The sequence below is a fragment of the Nocardia veterana NBRC 100344 genome (assembly GCF_000308855.1).
Lineage (GTDB): Bacteria > Actinomycetota > Actinomycetes > Mycobacteriales > Mycobacteriaceae > Nocardia > Nocardia veterana.
In genome coordinates, this window is sequence record NZ_BAGM01000096.1 from 131,772 (window position 1) to 152,032 (window position 20,261).

Genomic DNA, 20,261 nt, shown 5'->3' on the forward strand with positions numbered 1-20,261 from the left:
TCTGCGCGAGTGCGGTGTTCGGGCCCCGCGCAGCGCCTTCGTCGAGCGCCGTCGCGAGCGCCGTCGCGGTCGAGGGCTGGATGCCCAGCAGCGTCGCGAGCCGTCGGGAGCGGTCGGCGAGGGTGTCGGGTTGGTCGGGATCGCCTGGCGCCCAGGCGGTCTGCGGGCCGAGCTCGGCGGAGGAGTTGACGAGGGGCGCGTAGGTTCGGATGAAGGCGTCGGTGGCGTGGTGGTGGGCGCGCTGTTGCAGCCCGGGCACCAACGCTCCCAGCTTGTCGGCGGCCTCGACGACCTGATCGTGGGTGACCGGCGTGGGATCGTCGCGATGGGCCGCGACCGCGTCCTGGTACGTGATCACCGCCTCGCGGACCCCGCGCAGGTGCATGGCCTGGCGGATCAACGCGTCCTGTGGCGACATCAACGCCTGCGCCGTCCCGGATTTGCCGTTGCGGGCGGTGCGGTTCTTGGCTTGCTCGTAGATGTACTCGTGCTCGGGGACCTCGGTCATCCACACGTGCATGCCGCCCTTGGCCTCGACCGCATCGGACACCGAGATGTCCACACCGCGCTGGCCCTGGCGGTTGATCACCAGGATCTTGCCCTGCTCACCGGCGGCGTCGAAGACCTCCTGCAGCTTGCTTTCCCAGTCCGCGCCCCACTTGGCGATCCGGTCGGCGTCGACTGCCTCGATCGCCTCGCGCGGCACCCCCGCCCGCAGCAGCGCCTTGACCTGCTTGTCCACCAGATCGTTGCGGTGGCACAGGATTTCCTGGAAGCGGCCCTGCCCGCCGTCCCACATCTCATGGGCGTAACCGGCCAGCGCGTTCAGCTTGGCCCTGGTGTTCTCGTGCACGTCGGGCTGGCCCTCCACCAACCGCGACGGATTGAACGGATCGATCGCGTGCGGCTCGTTCAGCCCGTACACGATCTTCAACACGTGACCGAGATCGGTCAACGTGCCCGACGCGCCGGTGATGTGATCGAAAAAGCGGTCCGTGCCGTAGATCTCGGCCGCGGTGATCCTCTCGGGCGAATCGGTGTCCGCCCGCACCACGATGCCGTGCTGCTCGGGACTCATCCCGATCGCCTCGGCGGCGCGAATCTCCTTGGCCTCCACCGCTTGCGCCAGGCTCGCCTTGCCCTTCTCGGCGCTCCACCGCGATTCACTCGAGGTCTGGGTGTTGCGTTGCAGACCGTGCTCGCCCTGATCGACGATGACGATCTTGCCCTGATCCATCACGTAGTGCGTCTTGTTGCGCGTAGTGAACTCCGCGGCGGCGGCCATCTCGAGCCGCGACTTCCCCATCCCGTCGAGCCACCGCTGTCCGCCCGGCAACGCCTCGACCTTCGCCCTGCCCGCCGGTGTCAGCGCCGCCTTACCGTCGTACCAGTACTCCGTGCCGACCTCCCAGGTGCCGTCGGGCAGTTGCACGTCGACTTCCTCGGCCAGCTGCTTCAAGCCGAAATCCTCGTGCGAGAGTCCGCCTTTCGCGAGCGCGTCGGCGAGGAAGTCGTGGGCGGCGAACACCTCACGTGCGGTCGCCTCGGGCGCGCCGCCGGGGGCCGACTCGGAGCGGATGAAGGTCTTTTCGCCGCGGTCGACGATGGCGTCCATCTCGTCGATCACCGCGCGGCGCGGCGGCTTGTGGCCGGCGTTGCACAGGTGCCCGACCGTCTCGCCGGTGGCCACCACGATCGTGTGGCGACCCGGCGTCAGGTTGCCGAATCCGGTCCGCTGGTCGGCGCGCACCACGTCGATCCCGTAGCGGCTCAGCACCTTCCGATACTCGGTGAACTCCCGGTGCGCCAACCCGTCCGCGGTCGTCACCAGCAGCACCGAGCCGTGCTGGACCGCCTGGTGCAGCGAGTACGACATGAACATCAGCGTCTTGCCCTGGCCCGGCAGCATCTGCACCGGTCGCTGGGCCATCTCGAATCCGCCCTGCAACTGCGGGCCCCGCAGCACCATCCCGCCGGGCACTCTGTCGGCCGTCTGCCGCCGGATGATTTCCATTCCGGCGATGAGGGATTCGTGCGCGTCCGTGTGGAACAACCTGGCCTGCAACACCTCGTCCGGCAGATTCGACAGCCTCAGCTCCTCGGGAACGTCATCCCCCGACCGCGCGTGGAAATCGGCCAGCACCTCTTCGGCCCGATCTCGGGAATCCGGTCCTGGCTCGTCGCCGGATTCCCCGGCGCGCCGGCCCGCCTCGGCCCCCTGCGCGCCGTCCTCCCCTGCGTCACCTGTGTCCTCGTTGCCCGACCTCTGTTCCCCGGCCGCGCTGTCCTCCGCCGCGGAACCGTCGGCGGGGTTCGCGTCCTCCCCCTGCTGCCCGCTGTGTGCGCCGTCTTGCGCGGCGGCATCCTCACCTTCGTGTTGCCCGTCGCGGGAATCGCGCTCGGCATCGGCCCCCTGCTCCTCACCAGCCGGCCGCTGCTCGCCCCGAACACCGTCTCCCGCAACGGAGCCCGGCTCGTCGCCGCCGCGCGGCTCCCCGGAGACCACACCGTCCTCAGCGACGGTGCCCTCCCCTTCGCTGCCGTGAGGCCGCCCGGTCGCCGCACCGTCCTTCGCGACGATGCCCGCGCCCTCGCCTTCCCTACGCTGCGCGGCAGCCGAGCCCTCTGCTTCGCCGTCGCCGGGCCGCTGGTCACCCCGGGCGCCGCCTCCCCCCTCGGCCACAGGTCGCCCGGACGATGGTGCGGCGTCCCCGCTTTCGCTGCCGCGAGCCTGCTCGGACGCCGGGCCGTCTGCTGGGACGGAAGCCTCCCCGTCGCCGGGGTGCTCTGCGCTTCGTCCTTCGCGCACCTGCGCTCCGTGCGCCGAGCCGGAACGCTGCCCCTCACCGCCTGCTTGCTGCTCACCACGCGGGACAGCCGCGGCCGAGCCCTGATCTTCGCCACCCGGAGGCAGTGTGGGAACGGAAACCGCCTCGTCGCCCACGCGTGGGGTGGCCGACGTCGAAACCTTCGGCGGGGCAGCGGTTTCCGTGCCGGAACTCACGCGCGGCGAAACCGGTGCTCTGTTGCGGGCGAGTTCGTCACCACCCGGGGCGCGCTGCGCGGGGTGGGGTGCTGCGGCGGCCAACGGGGCGGACGACGCCGCGCCGGACGACACCGGTGTCGTCCCGCTCGGGTGGGCCGCGGTGGACGGCAGTGGTGTGGCGGTGGGGACCGGCGGCGCGGTCGCCACGGTCGGCACCGGCGCGGCACCGTGCCCAGCGGCGGCCGCTGAGTTCCCGGGCCCACCCGGGGCAGCGTCTGGAGTCGCGTTGTCCGGCTGGGTATTCCATACCCTCCGCGCGGTCTCCCACGCCTGCCGAGATTCCGCCGAGATGTGCACCGGAGGCGCGCCTGCGGGAGGATCGGGTCGGGTGAACTGGCCATGGCCGTCGATCACCGGTTCGGCGGCCGCGCCGGAACGCGAGTGGGCACCGGGTTGGGCGTGCACCGATCCAGCGAACGCGCCGTTGATCATCGGCGCCAGAATGTGGTGGAAGCCTTCCGGCCAGCCGGTGACCATGGCTGCCGCACCCACGCCCGCCACTGCCCCCGCCAGTCCGTGCACCAGCCCGGCCAGCGCGCGGCTGGTCTGCAACCGCGGGAACACCGCAGGTGCGACCGCCGCGGACAGCGCCCCGCCTACCGCACCACCGGCACCCGATGCCGCCGCGGCCAGAATCGACTTCCTATCGATACCGGTCGGGTTCTCGCCGTTGTCCCCTACCGGCGACAGGTTCCGATATCCGGCCTTGACCTGCAACATCTGCACCCCCCCGTCCACGGCGGCGGGCACCAATGCCGCGCGGCCCACCGTGCCCGCGAACCGGACGGCGCCCACCCCCGACAGCTTGGTCGCCGCGGCCGCCGCAAGCCGTGCGTAGGCCTCCTTCAAGCCCGCTCGCATCACCTCGACCTCGGCGCGGCCATTCGTCAACTCCGCCTCTACGGCCGGCGCGGCCGCTACCTGGCCCGCCGCGCCGGTCACCGCGGCCGCTGTCAGGATCCGCAGAATCCGCCAGCCCAGCTCGATGCCGAACGCGAACATCACGCACAGTGTCTTCTCCGCTTCGTTGGCCGCCGCGTCGGCCTGATCGGCCAACGTCAGCGCCCGCTCGCGCAGCTTGGCGCCGCCGTCCTGCTGCGCGCGCAGCGCCTCCCGCAGTCGATCACCGAACGCGCCCAGCGAATCCTGCTGTGTCAGCAAGCTTTCCACGTCCAGGGTGTGAGTTTCCAAGTCGGCGGCCTTGTTCCGCAGCTCTGTGGCCATCCACCGCATCTTCGAGATGTCGGCTCGCGGCAGATCCCCGCCGAACACCACCGCCTCGATCGGCCGCCGCACCGGATCGGGCAGGGTCTCGAATATCGTCCGCAGCTGAACCACCGGGTTCAGCGACAACATATCCGTCACGGGCGCTGCCTATTCCGGCACGGCCGCGCGGATCAGAGCCGTGTGCAAGGTCTTCGCCGCCGCGCATGCCCGGTTGCCGTTCAACACGACGTCGGCGAACGCCGTCCCCACTGCACGATCCGCCTCGAAGCGACCCGCCGGATCAGTTGCCCCGGCCAGTTCGGCCCGCCAGCGGCGATAACCCCCCACCAATTCACCGAGTGTCGTATACCGCCCCGCCACCTCCCGCATGTACTCGGCGATCATGGTGTGCTGCGCGGTGCGACGGACCACGCCACCGCCGACGTCGTCCAGGGCCCGGCCCATCTCCCGCACCGTAGCCGACCGGACCGGCGAATCATCCACTTCAGCGTCAGATTTCGCCATCGCGGAGCCGGAGTCCGGATCGCAGGCGAGGCGGCGGTTCAGTGTGATCGACCGCGCGATTGCCGGCCCGCGTGACTCACTACGCCACCACACATCGCCGGTGTCGCCGGCCGCGTCGGCCACCGCGACGACGTCGAGTTCGATCATCGGATAGTCGGTCAGCACCGTGTCGACGGCCGCGACGAACTCGCGCACCGGCGCCTCCTGCAGATCCGGGAGGTCGAATCCGATGACGATGACACCGTGCCGGTCACGCAATGTCCGGGCCAGCCAGGCGAATATCGGCGAAGCGGTACGCTCGTCGCCCGGTCCGTCCGCGTCCGGTCGCCGACCACGCCGCTGCGGCTTGCGCATCGGGGAAGGTGGCGGGGTGCCGGACCGAGGGCCCGAGGGATTCGTCCCCGGAGCCTCGGGCCCGCTGCTTCCCTGGGCCGGACGCCGAGACCACGGTGTCCCTCCCTTTCCCATGGCGACAGGACCCGACGACCGCATCGGCTCCTGGGCGGGCCGGGTGGGCATGGGCGCCCCCGGGGAGCGGGGTGTTTCCCGCCTGGCCGCGGTCGGCGATGTCACCCGTGGGGGCTCGGTCCGGCCGCGGGGGTCCGCTGCCGGCTGTCGACTGCCCGGCCGGTCCGGCGTCTCGGACGTCGGGAGCGCGAGATCTTTCGGTGCGGAGGATCCCGCTGGTGCGACGGACGCACGGTCCGCGGCAGGAGCGCGATCCGGCATCGGGTGATCGCCCTTCGGAACGCCGGACGCGCGTTCACTGGTGTCCGCGCGATTCGAACCCGGATTCCCGTTCTGGACCCCGCCCGCGGCACCGGGATGCCGCGTCGAGGTCGAGGCCGCCGGTTCTCCAGCAACGGGCGCCGCGAACGGAGCCGACTGTGCACCCGTCCCGGAGGACTGATCCGGGAGCAACGATTCGCTGCCCACCGCACCGATCCGATTGCCGCCGGCGAGGTCGTGGGCCTCGAAGTTCTGCGCGGCGGCGCCGACCTGCCGTGCCGTCCCACGCAGGCTCTCCTCCAAGGCGTGTAAGTCTTCGAGCAGCCGGTCTGCTTGCGGCGTGAAATCCTTGGCGAACGCGTTGCCCAGGTCGTCGTCGCCCCAGCACCCGTCCACGGAGGCCAGGGAATCCCGCAGCCCGGCATGGGTCAGGCTCACTCGGTCGCCGAGTTCGGCAAGCCGGGCACCGTCGCGCCGCAGGGCGTCTGTATCAATTCTCAGTTCGTCGCTCACGCCGACCCCCATCAGGCTCGGCCGTCTCGGCGTCGATCGATAACGCCGCGCGGCCCTGCTCACCAACGCCGACCGAGGCACCGACGATGTCGAACGCTCGTGGAGCCCCGGCCGTTCTTCGGCTCTCACCCGCCGCTGCAGCCACTGATCGCGTCGAATCGCTGCTCGAAGTAGCGCCGCCGGATGAACACTCGCTGCGGAGCAGTTCGGTGTACAGCGACACGATCCGCCTCGTCTCGTCGTCATGCTCGTTGTCGGGCAGCAGGGTCAGGCGATCGAGCAAATCACCTGCGCACAAATACATTTGGTCCAGTGGATCGAGATAGCGCCCGTCGGACCACCGAGCGTGAGCGAGCGCGCATCGGCGGAGTAGGACGATGTCGGGCGAGGACCGATCATGGCGGGGCGATCGCCCTGGTGGAATGTGGAGCCAATGCATCTCGGCCAGCAACAATCCAGGGAGTAGAACACGCAGCATGATCTCGTCACTGCGTACCGGCCGCCGACGCTCGTGTGCGGCTATCACAGCGAGCGACGTCGCGATGCCGGCCAACTCCTCGAACGTTGTGCTCGTCATCCAAGGCCGCAGTCCGAGACGCTGTGCGCGGATCTCGAGCTGCGCGGCGCCGGGTAGCTTCACAGCGCCCAGCAGCCGCCGCCAACGAGATGTATCTACGACAGTGGCGATATCGATGAGGATCGACCACCACAACCGGAAGTTGAGTTCTACATGATTCGGCGGCGTCACCTTTTGATGGCTTCGCGGTAACCCCATCACCGCGGTACGGTCGACCAGATCCGGCGCGGCGAGCAGGTCGAGATCGGGCCGCACACCATGGTCACGCAGAAACGCCAGCATCCACCACATCACATGCGGCTGCAGCCATTGGCGGCCTTGCGAACCCGCGTAGGTATCGCGGAAAAAGTGAATCAGTCGATCGGGGCGGTTCAACTCATCCCCTCGCACGGGACGCGGCAGCTTGCCGAGCCGGTCTCGAGCTGTGCGGGCCTGTCGCAGCAGGTCCGCGGTACGGTTCCGGCGCACGCACCCTGTCCGCGATACCCACCGGGATCTGCACAGCGAGGACCCGGAGACAATCGCCCAGGTGCCTTCCAACAGCAAGAATCCCCAGTCGTGACCCAGGTACGCCAGCGCAGCCAGCATCGCGGAGCCCACCATGTTCGCGACCAGGTATGCAGTCGAGCCGTCATCGGTCAAGCCACGCTGCGCGGAGATGAAACCAGCCAACAACAGCAGTGCCCCTGCTATCTGAAGTACGTCGTTCATCGCTGCCGCCAGTGCACCACGGCCGTGGCCGGCTCCGCCTGTGCCGCCGACGAACAAACCACGTCCATTCCGTTTTCACAGAGGAATCGATCATCCGAAGCCTGCAGATCGAATTCGTATGCCCTACCTGCGGGAGTCGCAATTCGCCCTTCCACAATCGCGTTCTCCACAAAGCTGGGCGCGTGTATGCGAAAACGCAACCGGCGGACACGCTCTCGTTCCGATCGCCGATCAGCGTGAGCGGCTGCGAACGCTATTATGTGCTGCCGCATGTGACATTCTCAGCTATCGGCCGGCGAGTTCGCCGACAACTGGAGCGAACCTTTCAGCAAAATCGGCACCGAAAACAAAGTAGGAGAAGCCCATCTCCTCCCGGCGTCGCTGAATTTCGTCGATCGCCGCTGCCGGATCGTCCGGAAGAACAGCCACCGCGTCCGCGGCGCGCAGTGCGGCGGGGTCGGTTTCGGGAGGTGCCATGTGCGGTGCGACCGAGTCGCCGATCACCGGCACCGCGAGTGCGAGTTCGACGTCCCTGCGGGAACGAACGTCTTCGGCCATCTGCGTGACCTCGGCCCGGGACTGGGCACCGAGGGCGAAAGTGACCGTGTCCGCGATTTCGGCCGCCAATGCACGAGCCTTCGGTCCCTGAACCGCGATCGCGACGGGTGTATGACGATCGGGGCCGTCGAAGCCACGCAGTTGCTCGACGGCCTCACGCACCTGGGCCAACCGCTCTTTCGGCGACACGACGGGCATTCCCTTCTCACGCAGCTCATCTTCGATTCCGGGCCTGCCGGTACCGATGCCCATCTCGAAACGGCCTCCGGTCATCAGCGAGAGCGAATGCGACTCCCATGCGGTCAGCCAGGGCGGACGCAGCGGCGAGGCGTACACCCAGGTACCCACACGCAGGTCGGTCGTGGCCGCGACGGTGGCCAATACCGCGGCGGGCGCCGGTTGCGTGAGCGGGAAGTCGGGCACGAGGAAGGTCGAGTACCCGCTGTCGGCGATCCGGCGCACACGATCTCGCCACGTAGGCAGATCGGTCATGAGTGGTGCAACTACCCCGAATCGAAGCGGTCTCGTCATGCCTGTCATTCCTCTCTGTGGTCGGCGAGGACCACGGCTTTCTGCGAGCATTGCCGCAGATCAGTGCTGAATCCGCGCTGACGCGGCGCACTGATTCGACGGCCACCGCACCGAGTTCATCCATCGCGTTCCCGCGCCCTTCCGTCCGGATACCACGAGGATGAATACCTAGGTATGGCAGTCCGCATCGGCCATCCGCAGGTGGTGATCACACGCAGGAGGCGGACGTGCTCAGGCATGGCTGTACAGACCCGGAACGGATCGGCAGCCAGAGCATGCGGATCATGCCGCTCACGATGTCGCGAAGGTAACCGCGATTCTCGCGTCCCGCCCTGGTGATGGACTGGCCGACAACGCCGGACGCGATCATCGGTGCGGCCGAGATCGCAGACTTCGGTATCCATGTCGTGCTGGTCGAGCCGTCGCGTTCCGCACCGGATTCAACATCCCGCCCTCCCTGCAGTTCCTCGACGCGGCAAGCGCGTATGCGGAGGTCGTCGATCCCTTACGCGCGGCCCGCGGGGCATCGAGCGACGCCAGGAAGCACCATTCGCTGAACTACGGGCCTCGTCACGGCATCCCGTCATTCTGCTGTTTCGTAGAGTCGCAGACGAGCTGTGCGAGCGCGGATCGGCGGCTTGTCGCACACCCTGGTATCAGACGATGCGCGAGTGGCTCGTAGACATGGCAACGAACCGTCAGGGGTCGCCGGTGGTGGTCATGTCCGAGTCTCGGCGGGCAGCGCCGGCCCCGGGTGTCCGGATAGCGGGGAGGACCCGAGCCCGAGATGGCTTGCGAGGATGGCTACCTGGTCCGCGAATCGTTCGAGGAATTCCGGTGAGCGCGGGTCGGCGTTGCAGACGCCTTCGACGATGTGCGGCAGCGTGGTGGGCGCCATCGCCGCGGCCATGAGCATGATCACCAGACAAGCGGGGTCGAGATCGCCGGGCAGACGACCGGCCTGCTGCAGGTTGCGCAGCTCGTCGATGCTGTCGGCGAACGGTCGAGTGTCCGAGGGGGATTCGGCTCCGGTCTCACGGTTCTCGCGGTATTCGAGTCCGTTCCAGGCCAGCAGGCGCACCCCGTCCGGATTGTGCAGCGCCTCCAGTGCGTAGCGGCGCAGTTGTTCGGGCAACGGCGTGTCCGGCGCGACCAGCGCACCCTGACGCTGCTGCCAGCGTTGCGTAATCGCTTGATACAGGCCTTGTTTGCCGTCGAAGTAGTAGGAGATCAGCTGCACGTTCACCCCGGCGCGAGCGGCGATCGCTCCGATCCGGGCACCGGCATACCCATGGGCGCCGAACTCGGCCGTCGCCGCGTCCAGAATCAGCGCGCGCGTGCGTTCGGGATCGCGCTGCCGCTCCTGCGGCGCGGGTGACCGGCGGGGCTTGGACGCAGGCATGCCGCCGATCATACAACCACCGAGCACTATCAAACATATCTTTGTCAGTTTCAAATGAATGATTGACAACTGTCGGGCGGAGGGCTCACGATGGCTTCACGAGCCCGGTCGACAGGCAGCCGCACCCAGTAAGGGAGATCGAAATGTCCGACAGCACAAGAGTTCTCATCGCCGGCGGTGGTATCGGAGGCCTGGCACTGGCGCAGGCGCTGCACCGTGACGGAGTCGACGTGGCCGTCTACGAGCAGGACCCGACGCCGCGCACACGTCACCAGGGCTATCGCATCCACATCGACCCGACCGGCAATGCCGCACTGGCCGACTGCCTCACGCCGCAGGTGCTGGATCTGCTGCGCCGCACCAGCGGACGCAACGGCAACCTGGTCACCACGTTCACCACCGGGCTACAGCGAGTGTTCGCGCAGGAATTCCCCGACATCCCCGACGATCAGATCACCGCGGTCGATCGCAACACCTTCCGCCAGGGGCTGCTCACCGGCCCTCGACGAGATCGTCGAGTTCGGGCGCGCGGTATCGGGCTATCAGGTGCTCGACACCGGCCGGGTGCGGGTCGAGTTCACCGATGGCGGCAGCGACGAGGGCGATCTGTTGATCGGCGCGGACGGGGTCGGATCGGCCATCCGCCGCCAACTGCTACCCGATGCCGTGGTCGAAGACTTCGGGCTGCGGTGCATCTACGGCCGAATGCCCCTCACCAGCCGACTGTCACCCGAGGAATTCGAGCGCGGACTGTGCTGGGTGTCCAGCGACAGCACGTGCGGTGCCGGATTCGGCACCGTTCGGTTCCGCACCCCGCTCGACGAACGGCCCGACTACCTGATGGTCACCCTCATAGCGACCCCGCTCCGTCTGGGCGTCACCGACGAGGTGTTGTTCGACATGTCGTCGCAACAGCTGTGGAAACTCTCGGTCGAGACCACCGCCGACTGGCACCCCGCGATCGGCGAAATCTACGCCCGCTCCGATACCGAGACGTTCTTCCCGATCACCTTTCGCATCAGCGGGCAGATACCGATATGGGAGCCCGGCCCGGTCACCCTGCTCGGCGACGCGATCCACACCATGCCACCCACCGCCGGGGCGGGCGCGAACACCGCCCTCGCCGACGCCGCCACTCTGGCCGGCGAAATCCTTTCCGCCGCACGGGGCCAGAAGACACTCACCGAAGCCGTCGCCGCGTATCAGACGGTCATGCTGCCCCGCGGCCGCCAGGCCATCGACAACTCCCGGCACCTGGCCGCCCGCATGTTCGCCGACTGACCACCATCACAACCAGGCCATAACAGAATGTGACGGACGCGCAGGATCCCCAGCACGTCGCATCTGCCACCATCGTGAACGTGGCTCTCCCCCTGGCTGGGTGAGATCGAGATCAGGGGCAGGTGCGGTGCCGAATATTCGGTCGACCGCGAGGGCTCCGACAGGTAACGATGCCGATGTGACGAGTCTGGGCGTGGTGTTCAAACCGCAGAATCCTCCCGAGCGCCTGCGGGAGGTGGTGCGGGTGGCCGATTCGACCGGGCTGGAACAGCTTTGGCTGTGCGAAGACTGTTTCGCCGAGGGCGGTATCTCGACCGCCGCAGCCGCGCTGGCCTGGTCCGAGCAGGTACGGATCGGTGTCGGGGTGCTCCCGGCGCCACTGCGCAATGTCGCGGTCACAGCGATGGAGATCGCCACACTGGAGCGGATGTTCCCCGGTCGGCCGATGTGGGGAGTCGGCCACGGAAATCAGCAGTGGATGGGCCAGGCCGGCGGCCGGGTCGCTTCGCCGCTCACCTTGCTGCACGAATACCTCGATGCCCTGCGGGGTCTACTCGCGGGCGAGCGAATCACGGTGGGGGGCCGTTATGCCCGACTCGACGACGTCGCTCTCGACTGGCCCCCGGTCACCGCGCCGGCTGTGGTCGTCGGGGGTTTCGGACCGCGCACCCTGCGGTTGGCCGGTGAGTTCGCCGATGGCGTCATCACCGGCACCACGCTGAATGGAATGCGACAGGCCGTCGAGCTGACGCGGCAGGGCCGGGCAGCGCGCGAGCACAGCGGAGACTTCTCATTCATGGTCCAGCTGGTGGCCGCCACCGGCCCCGACGCGGACGCCCGCGCCGAAGCCGAAGTGCGAAAACTAGGTCATGACATCACCGACGGCCTCTGCGCCGTCGGCGATGCGCGGGCGATCGCCGACACCATCGCACAATGGGCAGAAGCGGGTGCCGACACCGTGATCCTCGAACCCACCCCCGACGAACCCGATCCCGTCGGATTCTTCCGCTTCATCGCCGAGAAAGTCCGCCCCCTCGTCCGATGACCAACGGCATCCGGTCCCGGCGGCGGCGAAGATTTTTCGACCGAGATGAGGTCGAAGCCAGCGCCGCGGAAGACAACACGGTGGCGGTGACTTCAGCCGGGGATGCCGCTGCCGAAGGCACCCCGACTCGATCGGATCGCTGTTCGAACAGCCGGACGACGGCAGCGCGGTATGAGTTGTCGTCGGAAGTGTCGCCAGAACGGACAAAAGGCCCGGCAATTGCCGGGCCTTTTACCTGGTGGAGCTAAGGGGACTCGAACCCCTGACCCCCACACTGCCAGTGTGGTGCGCTACCAGCTGCGCCATAGCCCCAGGTTTTCGCACCTCGGGGTGTTCCCCGCGTGCTTGAAAGAAGTTACACCACCCGGACTCACCGAACCAAATCGCCTGGATACGGGGCTGGTGGAACGCGCGTTCGAACGATAGACTCGAACACATGTTCGACGGCGGAGAGCTTCAGGCGATGAGCGACGAGGGGCTGGTCGATGCGCTGCGGCGGGCACATGGGGCGGCGGCATTCGCACAGGCGGCGGAGGTGCGGGCGGTGCGGGAGTTGTATCGGCGCCATCGCGCCGAGAACGCCGCGCCGGGGCCCGGTGGGGTACGGGCTGGAGAGTTCGCCGCGGCGGAGGTCTCGATGGCGGTGCAGGTATCGGAGCAGGTCGCGGCCGCGCTGATCGATATCGGATTGGCACTGGACGGATTGCCGCAGACCCGCGAGGCATTCGGTGCGGGCCGATTGGATCTGGCTCGGGTGCAGGTGATCGTCGACAATGCCCGCGGGCTGCCGCGCGATCTGCTCGCCGACCTGGAAGGTCCACTGGTCGAAGCGGGAGTGCGGACGACTCCGGCACGGCTGCGGCAAACCGCGCGACGCTGGTTGAGCCGATTGGACAGCGCCGGCGAGCAGCGTCGACGCGAGCAGCGAGAGGACTGCCGCGATATCCGGCTGACCGCCGTCCAGGACGGTGTGGCCGTCGTCGCGGGATTACTTCCCGCAGACGGGGCTCAGACCGTGGCGATGCGATTGCGGGAGATGGCGAACGAGGTGTGCGACGCCGACCCGCGAACACTCCCGCAGCGCCGCGCCGATGCCCTGGTCGCACTCGCCGACGGTTCCGGGCAGCTGCACTGCCGCTGCGGACGCGGAAGTCGTTGCCCCGCAGCGAGTCCCGCCGACGCGACGAACGGCGGTCGCGGTCCGCGATCGACGGCGACCCGGCGCCCGCTGATCCACATCGGCGTCAGCGCGCGAACCCTGACCGGGGAGAGCGATGAACCCGGGCACCTGGTCGGCTACGGGCCGATCGACGCGGACCTGGTCCGCCGCCTCGCCGAACGGGGCGACATCGTTGTCGCGGCGACCGAACGCATCAGTGGCCGAACCCGATCGAGCACGGACGAGCGGCGGGAAGATTTCGATCTCTCGCACGAGGGAACCGGTCCGTCGCGGGCGGTCGGCGCGCCGGTGTACTCGCCGGACCGCACGTGCCGGTTTCCCGGCTGCACCGTGCCGGCCAGATCCGCGCCGACGCCGCTGGACAACGGCGAGAAAGACGAAAGTGCCACGGCCGACGATATTTCCGGCGAACGTACCGCGGCGTCACAACCCGAACCATCTCGACCCCGGGACCACCGACACCATCCGATCCGCCCGATCGCATTGTGTGCACACCACCGCCGACTGGCAACCCTTACCGCACAACGGAAGACACGGTGGCAGGTGCGCTGGCTGGACACCGATCGGGTCCGCTGGGTGAGTCCGACCGGTGACATACGCACCACCGTCGACGAGGACATGCGATATCTCTTCCCACACCGCGATTCCGAGGCCCCGGTCATCGAGCCCACCCCCGGGCCGACTTCCGTTGTCGCAGTAGCGGTTTCCACGCTCGATCCGACCTACCCCATCGACGACCACGCACTGATCCATCGGCGCCTCGCCGAAGGCACACCCGAGGACTGCACGCTGACCGGCGAAAGCTTCGGTCGCTGAGCCGCAGTCGTTCAATCAGCCCAACGAGTGATCGGAGGACACCGCGAACACCATGACTTGTCAGGATCGTCCACCCGCCCCCACGATCATCGACGCCGGGGTGGAGCGACAACGGATCGCCGCGTTGGAGCAACTGCGACTGCGACTGGAATCCGAACTCGACCGGACGGCCGCCGGCGCCGGATACGCCGCGATGGCGGGCCAGCTCCGCGATACCGTGAATGCGATCGCGGATGCCCGTAACCGCATCTACGAGGTGTTACTCGGCGACGACGAGATCGGTTGACATCGGCCGAAAGGCGCCGGCCCGGACGGTTGGGGATACCGCCCGGGCCGGATCACGACGGACACGCCCGATTCAGCCGGCGAGCTGGGTGACCCAATCCGACTTCTCGACATCGACATTCGCACCGTCGTCGAGCACGGTCGGCGTTTGCACCTGACCGACGGCGTCCTTCAGCGCTGTCAGCGAGGACTGCGCGTGGTTGCGTGCCGAATCCACACGATCACCCTTCGCAATGCACTGCTGCACCTCGGATGATGCCCCGGAATCCTTGGCGATGGCGGCCAATTCGTCATTGGTCAGGTTGCCGCCACCCTCGGTGGGCTGCTTCGTGGTGAACAGCGCCATATGGAATTTGGCGAACACCGGACCGTCACCGGCGTCGGCAACACATTCCGCGGCCGCCACCGCGCGCGTCGAATAGTCCTTACTTCCCGACTTCGAGTCCAGGAAGTTCACGAACCGGTAGCGCACCGCGAACTTGCCCGCGTCGATCTCCTTCGAGATCTGCTGACCGTAGTAGTGCTCGAGCGAGCCGCATGAGGGGCACATCGGATCCTCGAAGATATCGATCGTCTTCGGCACAGAGGTCTTACCGAGCACGATCGCTCCGTCGGAATCCAGGAGCGCCTGCACCGCCGGATCGTGGGCGGCACCGTATCCGTCGTCCTGCACCGTCAAACCATGGTCGCTGTTCCAGCGCACGACAAGCACCACGATCACCGCGACAACCACCAGCGCCACCGCGCCCAGCGCATAGGTGATGCGGTTGGACATCGGTCGTGGCGTGTACTTCGATCCGGAAGAATTCACGGCGTCCACTTTGCCAAAGCCCCGCAGCCGGAGGTATTCGGCCGCCGTATTCCGCCACCGTCCGACCGGTCCGCCGTCGCCGCGGCCAGGAAACCGGCGTCTCAGCTCTCGTCGTCCACGGAGTCCACCGCGCCCGCGGGCACACCCACCAGGCCGTAGAGCACCAATTCCTCGAGCGACCGGGCGAAACCGTCCACATCGTCGATATCGCGGATACACATGGCGAACAGCGCCGCGCCGGCGATCATATCCAGCACGGTGTCGGAATCGACCCCCGCTCGCGCGGTTCCCGATTCCAGATACCGGGCCAACTCGTGCCGGGTGGGCGTATCCAATCGCGCCGAAAGTTTCTGGTACAGACCCGAATCGGCCCGCATCTCGGTCATCAGTCCGGGCATGGCCTCACGCGCCGCGCGAGCGCCGAACAACTGGATCGTCCCGCGAATCACCTTGCGGATCTCCGCGACCAGATCGTCGGCCCGCTCGGCGCTGCCGACATCGGGGAACACCGCCCGCGCGATCAGATGCGCCTTCGACGGCCAGCGCCGATAGATCGCCGGCCGGCTCACCCCGGCGCGCGTAGCGATCGCGTCGATCGAGACGGCCGCATATCCGCGCTCCTCGAGCAGACTGCGAGCCGCCGCGAGCACCGCTCGATCCACCTCCGGATCACGATGCGGGCCGAGCCGATGGCGAGCGTTCACCACACAACCGTCCTTGTCAGCGCAGGCATCAGTCGTTACAGTCTGTCACATCTGAGTCGTTACATTCTGTAACTGCTGAATTCGAGGAGACGTCGTGTCCACTACCGACCAGCCGATCGCCGCCGCGGATACCTACCGGCCACTCCCCCTACTCGAGGGCAAGGTCGTCGTGCTGTCCGGTGTGGGTCCGGGGCTGGGCCGCGCGCTGGGCACCGAAGCGGCCCGGATGGGCGCGGACCTGGTGCTGGTCAGCCGCACCGAACGCCGGCTGGAGAAAATGGCCGAGGTGGTGCGGTCGCACGGCCGCAAAGCGCTGGTGGCGCCCACCGACATCACCGACGAAGAGCAGCGGCGTGCGCTGGTGGACCGGGCCCTCGCCGAGTTCGGCCGGGTCGACTGCCTGATCAACAACGCCTTCGCCATCCCGCCGATGGAACCGATCACCGGCATCGAACTGGACGCCCTGCGCACCGCGAACGAGACCAATGTCTTTGCGCCCCTGCGGCTTTCGACGCTGTTCGCCGATGCGCTGGCCGCCGCACGCGGCTCGATCATCATGCTCAATTCCTGTGTGAGTTTCGATTCCGAGCCGATCTACGCCGGCTACAAGCTGTCGAAAGGCACACTCGCGCACCTGGCTTCGTCGCTGGCGACCGAACTGGGCCCGCGCGGCATCCGGGTCAACAGTGTCGCGCCCTCCTACATCTACGAGGACGTGAACAAGGCCTACTTCGACTGGCTGGCCGCGCAGGACGGCGTCACCCACGAGGAGATCTACCGGCGCAAGGCCGAACCGACCGACCTCAAACGCCTCGCCGCGCCCGAGGAGGTGGCCCGCGCCGCCCTGTTCCTCGCCAGCGACCTCGCCTCCGCCGTGACGGGCCAGATTCTCACCGTCGACTGCGGCGAATATCACAACTGAAACACTCACGGCTACAAGGAGTTCCGGTGACCGACGCGAAGAAGCGAATCGTCCTCTGGGGTACCGGTGTGGTGGGCTCCATGGTGCTCGCCGAGATCATCCGCCATCCACGCTTCGAACTCGTCGGCGTCGGCGTCAGTAACCCGGACAAGGTCGGGCGCGACGCCGGATCGCTGTGCGGCGGCGGCGAAACCGGTATCCGCGCCACGGATTCGGTGGCGGAACTGATCGCGCTGCGCCCGGATGCGGTGGTGCACTACGGGCCGACCGCGCAGTTCGCCGACGAGAACATCCGGGTCATCGGGTCGTTCCTGCGGGCGGGTATCGACGTGTGCTCCACCGCGATGACACCATGGGTGTGGCCGGATATGGCGCAGACACCGGCCGCCTGGCGCGACCCGATCACCGAGGCGTGCGCCGCGGGTGGCGCGTCCTGCTTCACCACCGGTATCGATCCCGGCTTCGCCAACGACCTGTTCCCGATGACCCTGCTGGGCCTGTGTGGCGAGGTGGAGTCCGTACGCGCCTCGGAACTGCTCGACTACACCGCCTACGAGGGCGATTACGAAGTCGAAATGGGTATCGGGCGGCCGCCGGAATACCAGGCCATGCTGGAGATCCCCGAACTGCTGATCATGGCGTGGGGCGCCACCGTGCCGATGATCGCGGCCGCCGTGGGCATCGAACTCGACGATGTCACCACCACGTGGGAGAAGTGGGTGACGCCCGTGGATCGCCCGTCCGCGAAGGGCGTCGTCGCGGCGGGCAACGTCGCCGCCATCCGGTTCACCATCAACGGCATCTACCACGGCCGCGAGGTCATCACCCTCGAACACGTCAACCGCATCGGCACCGACGCGGCTCCCGACTGGCCCGCCGGCACCAAGGACGATGTGTACCGGGTCGATATCGTCGGCTCGCCGTCCATCTCCCAGGAGACCTCGTTCCGGTTCACCGACGGATCCGGGCGCACTCCGGCCGTGGCGGGATGTCTCGCCACCGGAATGCGGGCGCTGAATGCCGTTCCCGCGGTCAACGCCCTGCCACCGGGCTGGGTGACGCCGCTGGACCTGCCTCTCGTTCCTGGAGCCGGCACCATTCGCTGAACGAAAGACGCTCTGCGCCAACGCTGTTCATGGACCGACACCGAACTCGCGCCGGACGCCTCTGGCCACCGGCGCGAGCTTCGGAGTGACACTCACTTCGCCGGCTGCCCCTTCGGGACGAACGGCTCGTTGACGGTGGTGAAGTACTGGATCACCGATGCGACGGCCACCGGGGCCGCGACCAGCAGGGCGCCGGCGAAGGCGCCGATTCCCGCCCCCACGGCGATACCGGCCAGGCAGCCCGCCAAGGGTCCCGCGCCGAACAACGCCGCGAGAATTCCGGTGACGACGGCGCCGACCAGCGCTCCGCCCACGCATCCGGCGATACCGCCGATCGCGGTGCCGACCGCCGCGCCACCGGCTGCGGCGGTCGTAATCTGTAGTGCCGCACGGGAGAACGCCGCCTGCTCCCGCTCGTAGCGGGAGCGCCACGGCGCCTCGTCCTCGAAGGGCAACGCGACCGGGGTGAGGGTGGCGGTGTGGTCCCGGATCGACGCCTCGACCGGATAATCGACGTCGTCGATGCGAATCGACAGCGGGATTCCGGCCAGCACCGCACCGGAGGCGGATCGGATTCGGAAGATCCCGTCCGAGACGTCCATCGAACCGGAATCGGTCGTGATCACCGCCGCGGCACCGGTATTCACAGCCCGGTAGTGCACAGCACCGTCGGGTACGGCAGCGTTCGGCGCCGCGGGCACTGCGGCATCCGGCGAGACGGGGTCGGCCGCGGCGTAGGCGGACGAGGCGGTGACGGTCGCGATGGCGAGCGTGGTGGCGGCTACCCAGCGTTGAACCTTCATCGGTTCTCCTCTCGAAATCCACCGTGGCACTGCGGAATTGCCGGACAGGCGACGGTGATGTGCAAACAACATGCATGTGGAACATGTCACAGCGCGGCGTGAGCTGGGGCATGCCTCTCGGTCAGCGGGACACTCGCGGTGAACCGGGATTCCGGCCCTATGCGCCGGCTATCGGCACACACCTGCGGCAGCGCACGACGAATCGCCACCGGCACCGTTCGGCGGCGAGACTCCTTGTGTCACAGCGCTATTCAGTGCCCACACGAACGGGCGGTCGACTCGCCCGCCAGCACCCGCGCCGCGAAATCCTGGGCGTCGGCCAGGGACGCGGGCACACTGCCGCGATGATCCTGGCCGGCGTAGACCCGGTAATCGACATGCACTCCCCGGTCGCACAGCGTTTTCACCAGAGCATCGGTACCCGGCTTCGCGACGGCGGCATCGGCCGTGCCCTGGGCGATCAAGGTGGGGACGGCCGGTGTCACGCGGCTGGGGTCCTGCGCGTCCAGATAACGGGTCAGCGGTCCGACATCCGCGTTCGGCGCGAAGACCTCAGCCGGCGGCACCGGTGGCACGGCGCGGATCTGGGCGAGGCATCCGGTCCGCGCGGCCGTGAGCAGCGGCGCGGCCTGCGGCGTCACCAACGCGTCCGGATCGATGGCCGGTTCGGCGGCGTGTGCCCCCAGCAGAATGACCGGCAGGAACGCCTCGGCGGCTTCGGCGCCCGGGCGATTCGATCGCAGGTAGTCGACGGTGCCGCTGAGCCCCACCCCGCCGGGCGCGATCGCCACCGCACCCTTCAGTTCCAGCTCGGGAGCCCGCTCGGCCCCGGCCTGCGCGGTGAACAATGCCGCCTGCCCGCCCTGGCTGTGTCCGGCGACCACCCAGCGTTTTCCGATCGTGGGATCCAGTGCCCGGGCCGCGCGCACGATGTCGACGACCGTATCGGCCTCGCTCGTGCCGTTGATGTACGGATGCCCGCCGGGCGTACCGAGCCCTTCGTAGTCGGTCTGAACCACCGCGTAGCCCTTGGCGATCCAGGTCTCGAGGATCCGGTTCACCGGTCCCAGGTAGTCGTGATCCGGGCCGTCCGCGGTGTCGGCGGAGGGGGCGCACGTGTCGGCGTAGCCGGTGGTGCCGTGCGCCCAGCTGAGCACCGGCCAGCCGTCCTTCGGCGGCGCTCCCGGGGGCACCGCGACCGTGCCCGACACCACGATCGGTTGCCCGTGCGCATCGTCGGAGACATAGGTGATCAGGCGGGTGCTCGCCGCACCGGCCAGGGCGGCGTCGCTGGTCAGCGGCCGCGCGGTCAGCACCTGCCCCGCGCGCAGGGTGGCGGTGCCGGAATCGGTATCCGAGGCACCGGAGCAGGCGGCGGCCACCAAGCCCACTGCCAGGACGCCGACGCCGATCCGAGCCGATTTCCGCATTCGACGAGCCGGCACAGTGATCTCCGATCTGTGGATCCGTTAGGTCGGCCACAGGGTAGGGCGATCGCGGCGGTCGAAGG

The 20,261-nt window shown here is 68.1% G+C and carries 15 protein-coding genes, 1 tRNA gene and 1 pseudogene (1 of these 17 only partly in view); 7 read left to right on the top strand and 10 right to left on the bottom strand.

What is annotated here, in order from left to right; all coding sequences use genetic code 11:
• From ON37_RS18320 to ON37_RS18340, 5 genes are all read right to left on the bottom strand, one after another.
• Nucleotides 1–4,402, bottom strand: the start of a protein-coding gene (locus tag ON37_RS18320; RefSeq protein ID WP_040720835.1) for an amidase family protein. 25,292 nt of this gene lie to the left of the window's left edge; the window shows 4,402 of its 29,694 coding nt (coding positions 1–4,402); it begins with the start codon at nt 4,400–4,402; its stop codon lies beyond the left edge, outside the window.
• A gap of 18 nt (nt 4,403–4,420) precedes the next feature.
• Nucleotides 4,421–6,019 carry a WXG100 family type VII secretion target gene (locus tag ON37_RS33500; RefSeq protein WP_168441239.1) on the bottom strand — a complete coding sequence of 533 codons (1,599 nt, stop codon included), beginning with the start codon at nt 6,017–6,019 and terminating at the stop codon, nt 4,421–4,423.
• Complete coding sequence (locus ON37_RS33680) at nt 5,997–7,307, bottom strand: CBU_0592 family membrane protein (protein ID WP_174362117.1); 1,311 nt, start codon at nt 7,305–7,307, stop codon at nt 5,997–5,999. The genes ON37_RS33500 and ON37_RS33680 overlap by 23 nt, the downstream gene beginning before the upstream one ends.
• Nucleotides 7,308–7,592: 285 nt before the next feature.
• On the bottom strand, nt 7,593–8,357 hold the full coding sequence (locus tag ON37_RS18335) for an LLM class flavin-dependent oxidoreductase (RefSeq protein ID WP_245553253.1): 765 nt from the start codon (nt 8,355–8,357) through the stop codon (nt 7,593–7,595).
• Nucleotides 8,358–9,114: 757 nt separating this feature from the next.
• Entirely contained in the window at nt 9,115–9,798 is a 684-nt protein-coding gene (locus ON37_RS18340) for a TetR/AcrR family transcriptional regulator (RefSeq protein WP_040720945.1), read from the bottom strand.
• 143 nt (nt 9,799–9,941) lie between these two features.
• On the opposite strand from ON37_RS18340, the pseudogene ON37_RS34720 reads away from it, so the two are divergent.
• The 3 genes and pseudogenes from ON37_RS34720 to ON37_RS18350 form a co-directional block, all read left to right on the top strand.
• Nucleotides 9,942–10,052: pseudogene (locus ON37_RS34720) on the top strand (NAD(P)-binding protein); the annotation flags it as partial.
• A 292-nt stretch (nt 10,053–10,344) separates the two neighbouring features.
• Complete coding sequence (locus tag ON37_RS18345) at nt 10,345–11,079, top strand: FAD-dependent oxidoreductase (protein WP_040720838.1); 735 nt, start codon at nt 10,345–10,347, stop codon at nt 11,077–11,079.
• Nucleotides 11,080–11,257: 178 nt separating this feature from the next.
• Nucleotides 11,258–12,124, top strand: coding sequence for an LLM class flavin-dependent oxidoreductase (locus ON37_RS18350; RefSeq protein ID WP_040720840.1), 867 nt, complete (start codon nt 11,258–11,260; stop codon nt 12,122–12,124).
• 236 nt (nt 12,125–12,360) lie between these two features.
• On the opposite strand, the gene ON37_RS18355 is transcribed toward ON37_RS18350, so the two are convergent.
• Nucleotides 12,361–12,436, bottom strand: a tRNA-Ala gene (locus tag ON37_RS18355).
• 124 nt (nt 12,437–12,560) lie between these two features.
• On the opposite strand from ON37_RS18355, the gene ON37_RS31055 reads away from it, so the two are divergent.
• Together ON37_RS31055 and ON37_RS18365 are read left to right on the top strand one after the other, a co-directional pair.
• Nucleotides 12,561–14,120 (top strand): DUF222 domain-containing protein, encoded by a 1,560-nt coding sequence (locus ON37_RS31055; protein WP_051031743.1) that lies wholly within the window; start codon nt 12,561–12,563, stop codon nt 14,118–14,120.
• 52 nt (nt 14,121–14,172) lie between these two features.
• Nucleotides 14,173–14,406, top strand: a complete 234-nt coding sequence (locus ON37_RS18365) for a hypothetical protein (protein WP_157171488.1) — start codon at nt 14,173–14,175, stop codon at nt 14,404–14,406.
• A 72-nt stretch (nt 14,407–14,478) separates the two neighbouring features.
• On the opposite strand, the gene ON37_RS18370 is transcribed toward ON37_RS18365, so the two are convergent.
• Both ON37_RS18370 and ON37_RS18375 read right to left on the bottom strand, forming a co-directional pair.
• Nucleotides 14,479–15,180 (bottom strand): DsbA family protein, encoded by a 702-nt coding sequence (locus tag ON37_RS18370; protein ID WP_051031744.1) that lies wholly within the window; start codon nt 15,178–15,180, stop codon nt 14,479–14,481.
• 137 nt (nt 15,181–15,317) lie between these two features.
• On the bottom strand, nt 15,318–15,920 hold the full coding sequence (locus ON37_RS18375; protein ID WP_245553254.1) for a TetR/AcrR family transcriptional regulator: 603 nt from the start codon (nt 15,918–15,920) through the stop codon (nt 15,318–15,320).
• A gap of 94 nt (nt 15,921–16,014) precedes the next feature.
• Between ON37_RS18375 and ON37_RS18380 the strand changes: the two genes are divergently transcribed.
• On the top strand, nt 16,015–16,842 hold the full coding sequence (locus tag ON37_RS18380) for an SDR family oxidoreductase (RefSeq protein WP_245553255.1): 828 nt from the start codon (nt 16,015–16,017) through the stop codon (nt 16,840–16,842).
• Between the two features lie 80 nt (nt 16,843–16,922).
• A complete protein-coding gene (locus ON37_RS18385; RefSeq protein WP_051031760.1) occupies nt 16,923–17,948 on the top strand; it encodes an NAD(P)H-dependent amine dehydrogenase family protein in 1,026 nt (341 codons plus the stop codon).
• Between the two features lie 92 nt (nt 17,949–18,040).
• Here ON37_RS18385 and ON37_RS18390 read toward each other — a convergent pair whose 3' ends face one another.
• Nucleotides 18,041–18,751, bottom strand: coding sequence for a DUF8020 domain-containing protein (locus ON37_RS18390; RefSeq protein WP_040720848.1), 711 nt, complete (start codon nt 18,749–18,751; stop codon nt 18,041–18,043).
• A 251-nt stretch (nt 18,752–19,002) separates the two neighbouring features.
• A complete protein-coding gene (locus tag ON37_RS18395; protein WP_051031745.1) occupies nt 19,003–20,181 on the bottom strand; it encodes an alpha/beta hydrolase family protein in 1,179 nt (392 codons plus the stop codon).
• Between the last annotated feature and the right edge of the window lie 80 nt (nt 20,182–20,261).

Excerpts from the sequence above, each read along its gene's own strand:
- ON37_RS33680 (WP_174362117.1), bottom strand. The coding sequence starts at position 7,307 with ATGAACGACGTACTTCAGATAGCAGGGGCACTGCTGTTGTTGGCTGGT.
- ON37_RS18335 (WP_245553253.1), bottom strand. The coding sequence starts at position 8,357 with ATGACCGATCTGCCTACGTGGCGAGATCGTGTGCGCCGGATCGCCGAC.
- ON37_RS18340 (WP_040720945.1), bottom strand. The coding sequence starts at position 9,798 with ATGCCTGCGTCCAAGCCCCGCCGGTCACCCGCGCCGCAGGAGCGGCAG.
- ON37_RS31055 (WP_051031743.1), top strand. The coding sequence starts at position 12,561 with ATGTTCGACGGCGGAGAGCTTCAGGCGATGAGCGACGAGGGGCTGGTC.
- ON37_RS18365 (WP_157171488.1), top strand. The coding sequence starts at position 14,173 with ATGACTTGTCAGGATCGTCCACCCGCCCCCACGATCATCGACGCCGGG.
- ON37_RS18370 (WP_051031744.1), bottom strand. The coding sequence starts at position 15,180 with ATGTCCAACCGCATCACCTATGCGCTGGGCGCGGTGGCGCTGGTGGTT.
- ON37_RS18385 (WP_051031760.1), top strand. The coding sequence starts at position 16,923 with ATGGTGCTCGCCGAGATCATCCGCCATCCACGCTTCGAACTCGTCGGC.
- ON37_RS18390 (WP_040720848.1), bottom strand. The coding sequence starts at position 18,751 with ATGAAGGTTCAACGCTGGGTAGCCGCCACCACGCTCGCCATCGCGACC.
- ON37_RS18395 (WP_051031745.1), bottom strand. The coding sequence starts at position 20,181 with ATGCGGAAATCGGCTCGGATCGGCGTCGGCGTCCTGGCAGTGGGCTTG.